Origin of the sequence: Stenotrophomonas sp. TWI819 (assembly GCF_039673075.1) — a bacterium.
Lineage (GTDB): Bacteria > Pseudomonadota > Gammaproteobacteria > Xanthomonadales > Xanthomonadaceae > Stenotrophomonas > Stenotrophomonas rhizophila_B.
Genome location: NZ_JBDJKY010000002.1, coordinates 348627 through 362985, shown reverse-complemented (window position 1 = coordinate 362985; position 14359 = coordinate 348627). Strand labels below are relative to the sequence as shown.

General features: G+C 66.4%; 14 protein-coding genes. 4 read left to right on the top strand and 10 right to left on the bottom strand.

Annotated features, from left to right (window positions below; all coding sequences use genetic code 11):
• Positions 1–58 precede the first annotated feature (58 nt).
• Positions 59–817, bottom strand: a complete 759-nt coding sequence (locus ABE463_RS04215) for a hypothetical protein (protein WP_346467355.1) — start codon at positions 815–817, stop codon at positions 59–61.
• A 92-nt stretch (positions 818–909) separates the two neighbouring features.
• Between ABE463_RS04215 and ybaK the strand changes: the two genes are divergently transcribed.
• A complete protein-coding gene (gene ybaK, locus ABE463_RS04210) occupies positions 910–1383 on the top strand; it encodes a Cys-tRNA(Pro) deacylase (protein ID WP_346467354.1) in 474 nt (157 codons plus the stop codon).
• A gap of 34 nt (positions 1384–1417) precedes the next feature.
• Here the strand turns inward: ybaK and ABE463_RS04205 are convergent, their stop codons facing one another.
• The 5 genes from ABE463_RS04205 to ABE463_RS04185 form a co-directional block, all read right to left on the bottom strand.
• Entirely contained in the window at positions 1418–1975 is a 558-nt protein-coding gene (locus tag ABE463_RS04205; protein WP_123728362.1) for a DUF3228 family protein, read from the bottom strand.
• Between the two features lie 54 nt (positions 1976–2029).
• Positions 2030–2770 carry a LytTR family DNA-binding domain-containing protein gene (locus ABE463_RS04200; RefSeq protein ID WP_346467353.1) on the bottom strand — a complete coding sequence of 247 codons (741 nt, stop codon included), beginning with the start codon at positions 2768–2770 and terminating at the stop codon, positions 2030–2032.
• The gene (locus tag ABE463_RS04195) at positions 2767–3837 is read right to left on the bottom strand and encodes a histidine kinase (protein ID WP_346467352.1); all 1071 of its coding nucleotides are present in this window, start codon (positions 3835–3837) and stop codon (positions 2767–2769) included. Before ABE463_RS04195 ends, ABE463_RS04200 begins: the two co-directional genes overlap by 4 nt.
• 20 nt (positions 3838–3857) lie before the next feature.
• Positions 3858–4778 carry an alpha/beta hydrolase gene (locus ABE463_RS04190; protein ID WP_346467351.1) on the bottom strand — a complete coding sequence of 307 codons (921 nt, stop codon included), beginning with the start codon at positions 4776–4778 and terminating at the stop codon, positions 3858–3860.
• A 121-nt stretch (positions 4779–4899) separates the two neighbouring features.
• Positions 4900–5790, bottom strand: a complete 891-nt coding sequence (locus tag ABE463_RS04185) for a TIGR01777 family oxidoreductase (RefSeq protein ID WP_346467350.1) — start codon at positions 5788–5790, stop codon at positions 4900–4902.
• A gap of 124 nt (positions 5791–5914) precedes the next feature.
• On the opposite strand from ABE463_RS04185, the gene metF reads away from it, so the two are divergent.
• Both metF and ABE463_RS04175 read left to right on the top strand, forming a co-directional pair.
• The gene (gene metF, locus ABE463_RS04180; protein WP_259261843.1) at positions 5915–6742 is read left to right on the top strand and encodes a methylenetetrahydrofolate reductase [NAD(P)H]; all 828 of its coding nucleotides are present in this window, start codon (positions 5915–5917) and stop codon (positions 6740–6742) included.
• Between the two features lie 50 nt (positions 6743–6792).
• Positions 6793–7359, top strand: coding sequence for a hypothetical protein (locus ABE463_RS04175; RefSeq protein ID WP_346467349.1), 567 nt, complete (start codon positions 6793–6795; stop codon positions 7357–7359).
• Here the strand turns inward: ABE463_RS04175 and ABE463_RS04170 are convergent.
• From ABE463_RS04170 to ABE463_RS04160, 3 genes are all read right to left on the bottom strand, one after another.
• Positions 7349–8308 (bottom strand): Nudix family hydrolase, encoded by a 960-nt coding sequence (locus ABE463_RS04170; RefSeq protein WP_346467348.1) that lies wholly within the window; start codon positions 8306–8308, stop codon positions 7349–7351. The two genes, ABE463_RS04175 and ABE463_RS04170, sit on opposite strands and share 11 nt — an antisense overlap.
• 485 nt (positions 8309–8793) lie before the next feature.
• Positions 8794–11526 (bottom strand): preprotein translocase subunit SecA, encoded by a 2733-nt coding sequence (gene secA, locus ABE463_RS04165; RefSeq protein WP_259261840.1) that lies wholly within the window; start codon positions 11524–11526, stop codon positions 8794–8796.
• A 168-nt stretch (positions 11527–11694) separates the two neighbouring features.
• A complete protein-coding gene (locus ABE463_RS04160; RefSeq protein ID WP_019182479.1) occupies positions 11695–12645 on the bottom strand; it encodes a M23 family metallopeptidase in 951 nt (316 codons plus the stop codon).
• A gap of 12 nt (positions 12646–12657) precedes the next feature.
• Between ABE463_RS04160 and ABE463_RS04155 the strand changes: the two genes are divergently transcribed.
• Positions 12658–13086 carry a DUF721 domain-containing protein gene (locus tag ABE463_RS04155; protein ID WP_259261839.1) on the top strand — a complete coding sequence of 143 codons (429 nt, stop codon included), beginning with the start codon at positions 12658–12660 and terminating at the stop codon, positions 13084–13086.
• 308 nt (positions 13087–13394) lie between these two features.
• On the opposite strand, the gene lpxC is transcribed toward ABE463_RS04155, so the two are convergent.
• The gene (gene lpxC, locus ABE463_RS04150) at positions 13395–14306 is read right to left on the bottom strand and encodes a UDP-3-O-acyl-N-acetylglucosamine deacetylase (protein ID WP_346467347.1); all 912 of its coding nucleotides are present in this window, start codon (positions 14304–14306) and stop codon (positions 13395–13397) included.
• Positions 14307–14359: the final 53 nt, after the last annotated feature.

Genomic DNA, 14359 nt, shown 5'->3' with positions numbered 1-14359 from the left:
TGAAACCCCTGCGGTCGTCGTTGAGGACGGCCTGGCACTGCCCGGCGAAGTCCGCTTGTCAGCGCGACAGCGTGAACCCTTCGCGTTCCTGAAAAGAGACCGTTTCGCCAGCAAGCACGTAGCAGCGGTTCTGCGACAGTTGCAGCGCCGTCAGGGTGTCACCGGCGGCCCAGCATTCATCGATGCAGGCCTGCATGAGCGCGTAGTCCGGATTGGTCTTGGCGCCGCCGAAAGCGAAGCCCATCCGCTGCGCCATTGCGATTACCGGGTCAGTGCTGGCCGGGGCAGCGCGCAGGATGCGCAGCACGCCGGCCTCGGGAATGCCAAACGCCCAGTTGGCCAGCACCGCCGAACGTGCCGCATCGATCGCCGCATCGCGCTGCCCCTGCCGCATGTACTGGCTTGCCAGCAGCGCCCAGCCCTGCTGAAGCTCCGGGAAGGCCGTGCAGGCTGCACGCAGCCGTTCAATGGCCTGCTCGACCTGCCCTGCCAGCACCTGCGCCCGCGCCTGCTCCAGCTGCTCGGAGGGCGAACCGGGATCTTCGACCTCATGCTCGCCATACTCGCCTTCGTTCAGCTCCAGCCAGCGCGAGAACACCTGCACCGAGGAATGGCGCAGTTCCATACGCCATTCGTCATGGAACATCTCGCACACGAACGGCGCGTCTTCTTCACGCCCCAACGGCCAATACAGCCCGAAACAATCGCCATTGCCGAGCGCGCCTTCCGCGATCGACACAAATCCCTGAGGGGGATACGGTCCGCGCGCCACATCGCTGTCGAAGCTGAGCGCGTTGCATTGACCAGAGAGGCGCATGGGATCTTTCCAGACGGGAACGCCGCCATTATCGCAGCGACCGCAGTAGCTTCGGTCAAGGCAGCCGGTCCGCACCGCGCTAGGATGCCGCCATGACCCCCGCCATCAACCTGCTCAGGACGCTCGGCATCGCGCACAGCGTGCTGTCCTACCACCATGACGCCGCCGCCACGTCCTACGGCGGCGAGGCGGTAGAGCAGCTCGGGCTGGATCCGGCGCAGGTGTTCAAGACACTGCTGGCAAGCACCGAGAAGCACGAGCTGCTGGTGGCGATCGTGCCGGTGAGCGGCACCCTGGACCTCAAGGCACTCGCCGCAGCGGCCGGCTGCCGGAAGTGCGAGATGGCCAACGCCGAGGCGGCGCAGCGCGCGACCGGTTACCTGGTCGGGGGCATCAGCCCATTGGGGCAGAAGAAGAGGCACCGCACCTTCCTCGATGCCAGCGCACGGGCGCTGCCCGTGCTGCACGTCAGCGCCGGGCGGCGTGGACTGGAGGTGGCGCTGGCACCGGCCGATCTGCTGCAGCTTACTGGCGGATGCTACGCGAGCATCGGGAAAGCACGTTGACCGGTAGTGCCGGCCGCTGGCCGGCTCCAGCGCCTCAGGGCCGCCAATTGGCGTTGCTGTCCCAGAACGTCACCGCGCGCTGATACGCCTCGCGATCCAGCGGCACGCCCGAGCCCCCCTCTTCCACGCCCAGCGCATTGCGCATCATGGTGATCGGGGCCATCGGCACTTCCTCCGGCTCGGCAGTGTAGATGCAGCCCACGATCCCCCACTCCGCATCGATGGGGGAGCCCTCTTTGGCCAACTGCTCGGCGCTGTACAGGATCACCACCAGGTAGTTCGCGCGCGGCGATTCCACGCCTTCAAACCAGCGCACCAGCACCGGCAGTTCCTCGCGGTTGCGCGCTTCATAACCACTGCGCAGCTGGTGACGGTTGGCCTCGGTGATCGGCACGGTCAGGCAGCGCGTGGAGGTCCAGTTTTCGTACACATGCAGTTTGCAGAAGGGCGCGTAGCCATCGAGCACCTTGAACGGCGCATGCGTGTTGAGGTGCTGTTCGAACTGCTCGGCGCTGCAGTCCTGAATGGTGTTGCCGCGCGGCACGCGCGGGAACAGGCGGGGCCGGGCGAACGCAGTAAGAACAATGGACATGGGTACAGTCAGGCGGCGGAGATCCCGCACAGGGTAACGCGTGCGGCGCGTGCCCTACAGCGCCAGCCGCTCACGCAGCTCGCGGGCCTGCCGCCGCGAGACCTCGACCTGGCTGCCGTCATCGAGGGTCAGGTCGTAGCCATCGCCGAGGGACGGCTCGATCGCACGCACACGTCGCAGATTGACCAAAGTATTGCGGTTGGCGCGGAAGAACAGCGCCGGCGACAGCCGTGCCTCCAGCGTGCTGAGGCTGCGTGCCAGCACCGCGTTCTGGTCGCGGAACCACAGCCGCGCGTAGTTGCCGTCGACCACGACCTTGCGGATCTCCCCGAGCGCCACGAACCAGCAGCGCTCGCCATCGCGCAGGAACACCTGATCCTCGGCACCCAGCGCATCGCGCACGCTGTCCGCCGCAGTGGGGGCGGCCGGTGCCGAGAGGCGCTCCCGACCGCGTTCCAGCGCCGCCTGCAGGCGGCCTGCCTCCACCGGCTTGACCAGGTAGTCGAGCGCGTTGGTTTCAAAGGCGCGGACCGCGTATTGATCGTAGGCGGTGACGAACACCACCATCGGCACCGTCTCCAGTCCCTCGAGAACATCGAAGCCCTCGCCCGAGGGCATCTGTACATCGAGCAACACCAGATCGGGCTGCTCGCGCAGGATCGCCTCGCGTGCCGCGGGCACGTCGTCGGCCTCGCCGACACACGCCACCCACGGGATCTCCGCCAGCAGGGTGCGCAGCTCACTGCGCGCCAGCCGCGCGTCATCCACGATTAACACGCGCAGTGAAGCACTCATTGCTGCACCTCCAGGCGGGCCAGCATGCGCTCGCCCAGTCGCTCCAGCCGGAACGTGCCCCGGCTGGATGAAGAGGGCGCCGCGTCGATGCCCAGCTGCGCCCGCAGATAGGCCAGCCCGATGCCATGGCCTTCGCTGCTGGCGTCGTGCGCGGCGGGATTGTCCACCTCCACCCGCAGCCAGCCACCATCGAGGCGCACGCGGATCGTCAGCTCACCGCCGCCGGGGTGCACCGCGATGCCATGCTTGATCGCGTTCTCCACCAGCAGCTGCAGCGCCATCGGCGGCAGCCGCGCGGACAGCGCGGCCGGATCGATGTCGGTGTGCACCCGCAGGCGGTCTTCGTAGTGGATCGCTTCCACCGCCAGGTAGTCCTGCACCACGCGCCACTCCTCGGCCAGGGTGACCCAGCCCCCGTCGGTATGCACCAGGGCGTGGCGCAGCGTGCTGGACAGATGGGTGACCATGTCGCGTGCACGCGCCGGGTCTTCATTGATCAGCGCACGCAGGTTGTTGAGCGCGTTGAACACGAAGTGGGGATTGAGCCGCGCACGCAGTGCCTGGTGCTCCAGCGTCGCCCGCTGCGCTTCGGCGCGCAGCTGCGCCATCTCGCTGTGGCGCGCACGCTGCAGCGCGCGGCGGCCGGTCCACAGCGCGCACCACACGCTCAGCACGATGGCGGTATTGAACCAGTAGCCGAAGACAGCGGCCGGGCGATAGTTCGCACGCTGTCCCGGCAGCTGCACCCAGTCCCAGGCCAACGCGGGCAACAGCGCGGCAGCAGTGAGCACCTGGGCGGCCGCCGCCACGATCACCACCGCGAGCAGCAGTCGCCACGTCAATCCCAGCAGATCGCGCTTCAACCAGTCATGCCGCAGCGCATAGCCGCGGATGAATGCGCTGCCCACCCACAGGGAAAGCGACACCATCGCAGAAATCAGGACGATGCCGGACCAGTGCCCGCCGTAGGTGAACCCGAGCAGCAGGCTCACGCCAAGGTAGGCCAACCACACCGCGCTGTTGCGCCACCAGAAACCGGAATCGCGTGCTGCCCGCTTCTCGCTCATCGTCTCCACGCTGCTACCGGTCAGGGCGCCACAGGCAGATCAAGGAAGCCCCGGATCTGCGTCTGCAGCCAGCGGGGATCATCCCACATCAGGAAATGGTAGCCGGCCCGACTCATCTCGATCCGCACGCCGGGCAGCGCGGCGTACTGGGTCGCAAACACCTGCCGCGTGCTGGCTTCGGTCGCACCGAACGGCTGATAGGCGGCCCACGCGCCCAGCACCAGCACCGGCGTGGTGATGCCGGCGATCGGCTGGCGCAGGTCGGTCATGGTCATCGAATACATCGCGTTGGCGGTGGTGGCGCGGTCACTGTCGCGTCCCCATTGCTTCAAGGTCGCGACGTGCCCGGGGGCGTGCGCCATGTTGGCGACCGCGGCATCGGTCTGTGCCGCGTACTGCGTGGCGTCGGCGGCGAGCATGCCGGCTCGCATCTGCTCGGCCATCGGCTTGAGCGTGGCCGGTGTCGCGGCCGGATTCTGGACCGCGCCGAAGTACGGCAGGGCATCAACGATCACCAGTGGCCCGATCTTCTGCGGCGCCGCGATCGCCATCTGCAGCGCCAGCACACCACCAAGGCTGTGGCCGATCACGGCCGGATGATCGAGCTTGCGGTCCGCGCTGTAGGCCAGCAGGCGATCGCGCATGGCGCTCAGAAAGTCATCGCTGGCCACCGCAGGCGCACCGGCAAAGCCCGGCAGCTGGATCAGGTGGCATTGCACCTGCGGCTGCAGCGCGGCGCAGGTCTCGCGCCAGACGTCGGCACCGCTGTTGAGGCCCGGGATCATCAGCACCGGCCGGCCGCTGCCGATCACCTCGATCTGCAGATCCTGGAAGCGCTCGGTGGTTGCGTGGGCGGGGCTGACCAAGGTGGCCCATGCGGTCAGCGCGAGCGCGGCCAACGGGGCGATGGAGTAGATGCGGCGGGGACGGACGGTCGACATGGCTGACTCCTGCTGGGTGAGCATGGAGCGTGGCGCGGGGCGAGGCGGCATGGGCAATTACATGAGCAGCGGCTGCAGACCGGCGATGAGCGGTCGGCAGCGGCGGATGAACATCGGCGCCTCAGCGATCCGGCGCGCCCACGATGGCCTGCAAGGCCGCCGCCAGCGACTGATACTGGAAAACAAACCCCTCCGCCAAGGCATGCGCCGGCTGCACGTTCTGTCCGGTCAGCAGCAGTCCGCTCATTTCGCCGAAACCCAGTTTCAAGGCGAATGCCGGGGTGGTCAGCCGTGCCGGGCGGTGCAGCACCTCGCCCAGCGTGGTGGCGAAGGTCCGGTTGGTGACCGTGCCGGGCGACGTACCGTTGTAGGCGCCGCGTGACTGATCGCGAGTGAGCAGCCACAGAATCATGTCGACCAGGTCCTCGCGATGGATCCAGCTCATCCACTGCCGACCATCGCCCATCGGCCCGCCGAGCCCCATCCGGAACGGCGGCAGCATCTTCTGCAGTGCGCCGCCCTCACGTTCGAGCACGATGCCGGTCCGCAGCACGCAGGTGCGCACGCCGAGGTCCTCGGCCTTGAGCGCCTCGGCCTCCCATTGCCGGCACAGCATCGCCGCGAAATCGTGGCCGGGCGAGGCCGTCTCATCCAGCGGCGCACTGTCGCGGGGGCCGTACCAGCCGATCGCCGAGCCGGACACCAGCACCCGGGGGCGTTCGGACAACGCGGCCATCCAGGCCAGCAGCGACTGCGTGGTGCCGATCCGGGAATCGCGCAGCGCCTGCTTGCGTTCATCGGTCCAGCGGCCGTCCATCAAGGGCTCGCCGGCCAGGTTGACCACCGCCTGGACCGGGCCGACCTCGTCCAGCGCCGCAACGCTGCGTACCCCCGGCTGCGGGTTCCGGCCGGGCCGGCGGGTCAGGACGATGGGGTCGTGGCCCTCGGCCAGCAGGCGCGTGCACAGGCGGCGCCCGATGAAGCCAGTGCCACCGGTGACGAGAATCTGCATGACGGTTGCTCCTTGAGGTGGCCATCACTGTAAGCCGGGGGGTGTGCACGGCGCATGCGGCGCACTTCACATTCATCGCGATGGAGAGATATGATTGACCCACGCCCGCCGACGCACCCTGCCCATGACCGCCATCAGCTTCGAGTTCTATCCGCCCAAGACCGACGAGCAGCGTGCCCAGCTGGACCGGACCGCGGCCAAGCTGAAGGTGTTCGCACCGGAATATGTGTCGTGTACGTTCGGTGCCGGCGGCTCTACGCTCAGCTACACCTCCGAGACCGTCCGTCACCTCAAGCAGCACCATGGCTTCGATGCGGCCCCGCACCTGTCCTGCGTCGGTGGCAGCCGCGAGGAGATCCGCGAACTGCTCAAGCTGTACCGCGCGATCGGCTGCCGCCGCATCGTCGCCCTGCGCGGTGACCTGCCCTCGGGCATGGGCCACCCCGGTGACCTGCGGTATGCCTCCGACCTGATCAGCTTCATCCGCGCCGAGCACGGCGATGCGTTCCGCATCGAAGTGGGCGCGTATCCGGAGACCCACCCGCAGGCCAACGACGCGCTGCTGGACCTGAAGCACTTCAAGACCAAGATCGACGCCGGTGCCGATGCGGCGATCACCCAGTACTTCTTCAACGCCGATGCCTACTTCCACTTCGTCGATGCGGTACGCAAGCTGGGGGTCACCGTGCCGATCGTGCCGGGCATCATGCCGATCTCCAATTTCAGCCAGCTGCGCCGCTTCTCCGAGCAGTGCGGTGCCGAGATTCCGCGCTGGATCGGCAAGCGCATGCAGGCCTACGGTGACGATGCCGACTCGGTCCGCGCGTTCGGTGCCGAGGTGGTGGCCAGCCTGTGCGAACGGCTGGTCGCCGGCGGTGCGCCGGGCCTGCACTTCTACACGCTCAACCTGGCCAGGCCGACCACCCAGGTCCTGAAACTGCTGCGCGGCTGAGGCCGCCACGCATCGCTTGCAGATAACGCCCACGCCGCTACGCTGCTGCGATGAAACTGCTCGTGTGGCTCCTGCTGTGTGCGCTGTGCCTGCCCTCGCCGCCTGCCCTGGCGCAGGCGCCGCAGCGCGTGAACCGCTGCACCACTGCCCAGGGCGAAACCGTCTTCACCGATCGCCGCTGCGATGCACTGGGTGCCACCTCCCGTATGCCCCCGCGCACCGCGAGCGTCGGCAACACCGGCATCTACCGCGCCGGCTGCGCGCGCCGGCTCAGTGAACTGACCGGGCAGATCCGCGACGCCGTCAGCGCACAGGACGTCAACCGGCTGTCGTCGATCTACCTCTGGAGCAACGTCTCCAACGCGACGGCGAACCACATTATCGGTCGGCTGGAATCGGTGGTGCAGCGCCCGCTGATCGACATCGTGCCGGTCTATCCGGACAGCGCGCCTGTCATGCTGGACCCGGCACTCGCCGCTGCGGGCGCTGTGGAGGCCCCCTCGCGACCCCGCCCGGTCGGCCTGCGCATCGAGCAGACCCTCGGCAGCACCGCCACCCCGGCCAGGACCGTATTCGGCCTGCGCCGTCAGTACGGCTGCTTCTGGATCACGCTGTAGCCGGCCACAGCGACCGGATCGCCGCGATGCCCTGCGCCCCGTGGCGGCGCGCCGCCTCTATATCACCGGGGGTCATCCCGCCGAGCGCATACAGCGGCAACGACACCTGCTCGCGCAGCGCCTCGAACGCCGCCCATCCCAGCGGTGCCGCTCCGGGATGGCTTGCCGTCGTCTGCACCGGCCCCAGCACGGCGAAATCGCAGCCCAGCCGCTGCGCCGCCTGCAGCTGCGCCAGATCGTGGCAGGACGCCGCCACCAGCTGACCGGCGGCCAGCGGCCGCGCATCCAGCCCCAACAGCTGCTCACTGCCCAGATGCACGCCGACCCCCAACCGAGCGGCCAGCTCGATATCCCGATTCACCAGCCACTGCGTGCGCGGCCCGTGCTGCTGGATCACCCGCTCGGCCAGCGCCACCCGCGCCGGGCTGGACGGCGTGCGCAGCTGCACCCGGCGGACCCCGCTTTCCAGCGCCTGCGCCAAGCGCCCCAGCCAGGCCTGGTGGACGCTGTCCTCCTCACCCTCCAGCTCCGGCGTGATCAGATACCGATCCGGCTGCCGCAGTGCCGCCACCACCGGCAGATCGGCCGGCGGCATCGAATACCGGTGCAGCTTGTCCGGCGCCACCCAGGTGATCGCCTGTCCCTCGCGGCCCCGCGGCGAGCCCTTCCAGCTCTGGATCCGGCGAACCTCCAGCCGCAGCCGCTTGTCCGGGTATATCTGCGGCACGTCCATGATCCACTCACCGATCTCCGCCTCGATCCCCAGCTCTTCGCGCAGCTCCCGCACGAGCGCCTCCTCGGAGGTCTCGCCGGCTTCCCGCTTGCCGCCCGGGAATTCCCACAGGCCGGCCATATCGCGGTTCTCGGTACGACGGTTGAGCAGAATGCGGCCACGGGCATCGGTGATGACGCCGGCCACGACATGGATCGAACGAAGGGGAGATGACATACCCGGAGGATGCCCAAAGCCGACCCGATGACGCAATGCCCCCGCGGGTGTCGTCGAGGTGCAGTGCGGACCGTCATGTGTCTCCGTTCGCGTCTGCCGCGACCGTAAGGGCCCCGCAGCGACCGGCAGGCCCCTCGGCAAATGTCCCCCGGCCGCCGCCTGGCGGCGACGGCCTCCTCCTTGATTTTGCCCAGGAGCCTGCCGGCCGCTACGGCGCTCGCGTGTGGTGGGAGTGCGCAAAGCGGTCCTTGATCTACCCACCGCTACCGCAGCCTACTGTCACGAGGCGACCGGGCTGCTCCGGGAAGGACCGTCACCCGCATGGATGCGGGTGTCGAGCCTACAAGGAGGTATTTACGGCGTGTCCTGGACGGGGCTGCCCGGTCGCCTCACGCCATGGACATTCGAGGCGCCACGCCGTTGGCGACGAACCACAAAAAAGCCCCGCACCAGGCGGGGCTTCTTCAGCACTTCCCATCAACCGATCAGCTCAGCTGACCATGGCAGTGCTTGTACTTCTTGCCGCTGCCGCACGGGCACGGATCGTTGCGGCCGACCTTCGGCTCATCGCGGCTGACCTGCGCCACGCCATTCTGCGCCGCTTCCACCTGCGCAGCCTCTTCGTCCGCACCGTAACCGCCCGCATCCTGATGCTGGAACTGCGACTGCAGCAGACGCGCTTCCGCCTGCTGACGCTCGGCCTGCTCCAACGCCGCCACTTCTTCCTCGCTGCGGATACGCACGCGCGCCAGCAACGTCACCACTTCGCGCTTCACGTTCTCCAGCATCTCCGAGAACAGTTCGAAGGCTTCCTTCTTGTATTCCTGCTTCGGCTGCTTCTGCGCATAACCACGCAGGTAGATGCCCTGGCGCAGGTAGTCCATGCGCGCCAGATGCTCCTTCCAGCTCTGGTCCAGCACGGTCAGCATCACGTGCTTCTCCAGCGCGCGCATGGTCTCGTCGCCCACGCCGGCTTCCTTCGCCGCGAAGTGCTCGTCGACCTTGGCCTGCACCTTTTCGGCGATGCCCTCGGCGTCCAGCTCCTCGTGCGACTTGACCAGTTCGGTCACCGACATGTCGATGCCGAAGTCCGACGCCAGCGTGGCTTCCAGACCCTGCAGGTCCCACTGCTCGTCGATCGAGTTCGGCGGCACGAAGCGCGCCACCACGTCGAAGATCACATCGCCACGGATGCCATCCACGTTGTCCTTCACCGACTCGGCGTCCAGCAGCTCATCGCGCTGGCTGTAGATCACCTTGCGCTGATCGTTGTTGACGTCGTCGAAGTCCAGCAGGTTCTTGCGGATATCGAAGTTGTGCGCCTCGACCTTGCGCTGCGCCTTTTCGATCTGACGGCTGACCAGACGATCCTCGATGACGTCGTCTTCCTTCATGCCCATCATGCGCATCGCCTTCTGGACCCAGTCCGAGGCGAAGATGCGCATCAGGTTGTCTTCCAGCGACAGGTAGAAGCGGGACGAACCCGGATCGCCCTGGCGGCCCGAACGGCCACGCAGCTGGTTATCGATACGGCGCGACTCATGGCGCTCGGTGCCGACGATGTGCAGGCCACCAGCTGCCTTGACCGCATCGTGGCGGACCTGCCACTCGGCCTTGACCTGGGCGCGCTGTTCCGGCGTCGCCTCTTCGCCCAGCTCGTGCAGCTGCGCTTCCAGCGAACCGCCCAGCACGATGTCGGTACCACGGCCGGCCATGTTGGTGGCGATGGTCACTGCGCCCGGCATGCCGGCGTTGGCGATGATGGTCGCTTCGCGGTCATGCTGCTTGGCGTTGAGCACTTCGTGGTGCACACCGGCCTTGGTCAGATGCTCGGACAGCATCTCCGAGGTCTCGATCGAGGTGGTGCCCACCAGCACCGGCTGGCCGCGCTCGTTGCAGGCCTGGATATCGGCCAGCACCGCATTGAACTTGCCGTTGCGGTTGAGGAAGACCTGGTCCGAACCGTCCTTGCGGATGGTCGGGCGGTTGGTCGGGATCACCACCACTTCCAGGTTGTAGATGCTCTGGAATTCGTAGGCTTCCGTATCGGCCGTACCGGTCATGCCGGACAGCTTCTTGTACATGCGGAACAGGTTCTGGAAGGTGATGCTGGCCAGCGTCTGGTTCTCGCGCTGGACCGGCACGCCTTCCTTCGCTTCCACGGCCTGATGCAGGCCATCGGACCAGCGGCGGCCGGCCAGGGTACGGCCGGTGAATTCATCGACGATCACCACTTCACCGTCGCGCACGATGTAATCCACGTCGCGCTGGTAGATCGCATGCGCACGCAGGGCGGCATTGAGGTGATGCACCACGGTCAGGTTCTGCGCGGCGTACAGGCCTTCGGTCTCGGCATTGAGGATGCCGGCTTCGACCAGCAGCGCCTCGGCATGCTCCATGCCTGCTTCGGACAGATGGACCTGCTTGCCCTTCTCGTCCACCCAGAAGTCGCCCTCGCCTTCCTCGGCCTCCTGCTTGATCAGGTTCGGGACGACGCGGTTGACGCGGATGTACAGCTCCGGGGAATCATCGGCCGGGCCGGAAATGATCAGCGGGGTACGGGCTTCATCGATCAGGATCGAGTCGACTTCGTCGACGATCGCGTAATGCAGGCCGCGCTGGTAGCGGTCCGCACGGGACAGCGCCATGTTGTCGCGCAGGTAATCGAAGCCGAATTCGTTGTTGGTGCCGTAGGTGATGTCGCTGGCATAGGCCTCGCGCTTGTCACCGTGCGGCATGCCCGGGTAGACCACGCCCACGCTCAGGCCCAGCCAGTTGTAGAGCTTGCCCATCTGCGCCGAGTCACGGCGGGCCAGGTAGTCGTTCACCGTGACCACGTGGACGCCCTTGCCTTCCAGCGCGTTCAGATACACCGGCAGCGTGGCGACCAGGGTCTTGCCTTCACCGGTGCGCATTTCCGCGATCTTGCCCAGGTGCAGGACCATGCCGCCGATCAGCTGCACGTCGTAATGGCGCATGCCCAGAACGCGGCGGCTGGCTTCACGGCAGACCGCGAACGCTTCGGGAAGCACCTTGTCCAGGGCTTCACCGTCAGCGATGCGCTGCTTGAATTCCGGGGTCTTGGCCTTGAGCTGCTCGTCGGAGAGCTTTTCGATTTCCGGCTCCAACGCATTGACCTTGGCGACGATGCGGTTGAGCTGGCGCAGCTGTCGTTCATTACGACTGCCGAAGACGCGGGTAAGCAGGCTGTTGATCATTGAAGGAACCGGTTGGAATGAGACGCCCCAACGGCGGCGCTTTCCCCGGGGGATGCGCACGCCGCAAACGAAACAGGGCGCACCGCGCCCTGTCTATGGCAACACCCATTGTAGCTTGGGACGGGGGTCCGGCGTTTCAAGCACCCCCGTTCAAGTTCGTTACCGTGATCAGCCCCGCGAAACGCGGCCGACCGGGGTGTTGCCGCCATCACCGAGGAACTTGCGCGGATTGACCACCTGGCCGCGTTCCCAGACCTCGAAATGCACGTGGGCACCGGTGGAACGGCCCGTGGAACCGGCCTTGGCCACTTCCTGGCCGGCCCGGACCAGATCGCCCGGCTTCACCACGAGGCGCGAATTATGCGCATAGCGGGTCACATAGCCGTTGCCATGGTCCACATCGACCACATTGCCGTAGCCGCCCTTCACACCGGCGAAGCTGACCACGCCGTCGGCCACCGACATCACCGGGTCACCGACCTTGGCGTGGAAATCCATGCCCTTGTGGGTGGCCGCACCACGACCGAACGGATCGCTGCGGGTCCCGAAGTTGGAGGTGATGTAGGTATTGCGGATCGGCATGCGCGAGGGCACGGCGTTCTGTTCGAGCTGGTGATCGAACATCAGCGATTCCATCACCGACAGCTGGCGGCCTGAAGCAGCAAAGCGCTGCTCCAGCACCTGTAAGTCGGCGTTGACCGCGCTGACCGGGATGTCCTGGGTCGGGCCGGGCTCGCCTTCACCGAGGCCGGGGGTCTCGTTGAAGTCGAATTCGCCGTCTTCCAGTTTGCCCATCTGGGTGAGGCGTTCGCCCAGCGCATTGAGACGAGTGGCCTGCGCCTGCAGCTCGCCCATCCGCGCAGCCAGCGCGTTGACCTGGGTCTGAGCGTCCTTCTGGGCCTGCGCCAGCTCGCGTTCCTGCTGTGCGACCTTGGCGTGGAGCCGGGAATCGTTGAACATGCTGCCACCGATACCGGCACCGAAGCCGATCAGGCAGCCCACCCCCAGCACACTGCCCAGCAGGGCCCGGGGGGAATCTTCGAAGTAGAAACGCAAACGCGCCAGCGGCGTCTTGGCCTGTCCTTCACGCGTTTTGATTACGATCTTTTTGAATGCCATCAGTGAGTTTTCATGTCTGAGCCGAAATCCAGTGCCCGTTCCCCATCCACGCCGAAGCCGGCGCTGGATGCGGTCATGGCGGACAAAGCCGGTAACCCGCTGCGTCGTGCCTTGTGGCTCGACGCGCTGGACCGTCAATTGCGCCCCCATTTGCCGCCTGCACTGGCCACCCGTTGCCGGCTGGCGAATGTAAACGGCGAGCACCTCGTTTTTCTCGTCGAATCTCCCGTGTGGCATGCCAAGGTCCGGCTTGCCGAAGCACAGTTGATCGACGCGGCCCGGTCCATCGGGCTGAAGGTCACCAAAGTGACCGTCAAAACAGCGTCTGCCCCTCCCCCACGCTCCCCAGCGATCGACAACAGGAATGGCCCCCACGCTGTTTCAGCCGCCACGCACAAAGGGCTACGCGACGCGTTGGCTTGTCTGCGCGACGTGGATTGATCCAAATCGTGAAGCCATCGGGGCATCCCGCCCCTTCCCGGCCGCGTCACGATCACGTGAACTTTGGCTGGGAGCCGGTCTGCACTGTAGCGGCGGAACCGCCGCCAGTCGTTAGTGTTTTATTAAATTAACGTTAAATTCGGTAGAAACCTTGATGAGGTTCACAAATCTGTGCGCTGTGCACCCCCACGGTTCATTGACGTCAAGATCACGCCGCGCTCCGCGCCTGCGCAGCCCTGAACGCAGAAACGGCGCCGTGGGCGCCGTCTCGTTTCCTTTTAAATCAATGACTTGCGGAAACGCCTGACTCAGGCGTACGCCGGCAGACCGTAGACGACCGGTGGGGCGGCCGCGGGCGAGTCATAGCTGACCCACTCCCAGGCACTGGCGTCGGCCAGCAGCGCACGCACCAGCTTGTTGTTGAGCGCGTGGCCCGACTTGAAGCCTTCGTACGCGCCCAGCACCTGGCCGCCGGCCAGATACAGATCGCCGATCGCATCGAGGATCTTGTGGCGCACGAACTCATCGGCGTAGCGCAGGCCGTCGTCGTTGAGCACGCGGAACTCGTCAAGCACGATGGCGTTGTCCATAGAACCGCCCAGGCCCAGGTTGCGCTCGCGCATGTACTCCAGATCCCGCATGAAGCCGAAGGTCCGGGCGCGCGAGATTTCCTTGGTGTAGGCCAGGGTCGAGAACTCGATTTCCGCCCGCGACTGCTTGGCCGGGATCATCGGGTGGTTGAACTGGATGGTGAAACCGAGCTTGTAGCCTTCGTACGGCTCGAAGCGGGCGACCTTGTCGCCATCGGTGACTTCCACCGTCTTGAGAATGCGCATGAAGCGTTTCGGCGCGTCCTGTTCGGCGATGCCCGCCGACTGCAGCAGGAAGACGAACGGGCCGGAGGAACCGTCCATGATCGGCAGCTCGGCCGAGGACAGTTCCACGATGATGTTGTCCACACCCAGGCCGGCCAGGGCCGACATCAGGTGTTCGACGGTCTGGATCTTGGCCTCGTGATAGGTCAGGCCGGTGCACAGGGTGACTTCGGTGACCAGATCCGCACGCGCGGGCACTTCCACCACCGGGTCCAGATCGACGCGACGGAAGACGATGCCGTGGTTGACCGGGGCCGGGCGCAGGGTCATGTAGACCTTGTCACCGCTGTGAAGGCCAACGCCGGTGGCGCGGATCGTGTTCTTGAGGGTGCGTTGCGGAATCATCGTGGGGCAGGACCAGAAAGCGCGCGGTCAGCGCGGCTGTGACAAACAAGAAT

Excerpts from the sequence above, each read along its gene's own strand:
- ABE463_RS04215 (WP_346467355.1), bottom strand. The coding sequence starts at position 817 with ATGCGCCTCTCTGGTCAATGCAACGCGCTCAGCTTCGACAGCGATGTG.
- ybaK (WP_346467354.1), top strand. The coding sequence starts at position 910 with ATGACCCCCGCCATCAACCTGCTCAGGACGCTCGGCATCGCGCACAGC.
- ABE463_RS04205 (WP_123728362.1), bottom strand. The coding sequence starts at position 1,975 with ATGTCCATTGTTCTTACTGCGTTCGCCCGGCCCCGCCTGTTCCCGCGC.
- ABE463_RS04200 (WP_346467353.1), bottom strand. The coding sequence starts at position 2,770 with ATGAGTGCTTCACTGCGCGTGTTAATCGTGGATGACGCGCGGCTGGCG.
- ABE463_RS04195 (WP_346467352.1), bottom strand. The coding sequence starts at position 3,837 with ATGAGCGAGAAGCGGGCAGCACGCGATTCCGGTTTCTGGTGGCGCAAC.
- ABE463_RS04190 (WP_346467351.1), bottom strand. The coding sequence starts at position 4,778 with ATGTCGACCGTCCGTCCCCGCCGCATCTACTCCATCGCCCCGTTGGCC.
- ABE463_RS04185 (WP_346467350.1), bottom strand. The coding sequence starts at position 5,790 with ATGCAGATTCTCGTCACCGGTGGCACTGGCTTCATCGGGCGCCGCCTG.
- metF (WP_259261843.1), top strand. The coding sequence starts at position 5,915 with ATGACCGCCATCAGCTTCGAGTTCTATCCGCCCAAGACCGACGAGCAG.
- ABE463_RS04175 (WP_346467349.1), top strand. The coding sequence starts at position 6,793 with ATGAAACTGCTCGTGTGGCTCCTGCTGTGTGCGCTGTGCCTGCCCTCG.
- ABE463_RS04170 (WP_346467348.1), bottom strand. The coding sequence starts at position 8,308 with ATGTCATCTCCCCTTCGTTCGATCCATGTCGTGGCCGGCGTCATCACC.
- secA (WP_259261840.1), bottom strand. The coding sequence starts at position 11,526 with ATGATCAACAGCCTGCTTACCCGCGTCTTCGGCAGTCGTAATGAACGA.
- ABE463_RS04160 (WP_019182479.1), bottom strand. The coding sequence starts at position 12,645 with ATGGCATTCAAAAAGATCGTAATCAAAACGCGTGAAGGACAGGCCAAG.
- ABE463_RS04155 (WP_259261839.1), top strand. The coding sequence starts at position 12,658 with ATGTCTGAGCCGAAATCCAGTGCCCGTTCCCCATCCACGCCGAAGCCG.
- lpxC (WP_346467347.1), bottom strand. The coding sequence starts at position 14,306 with ATGATTCCGCAACGCACCCTCAAGAACACGATCCGCGCCACCGGCGTT.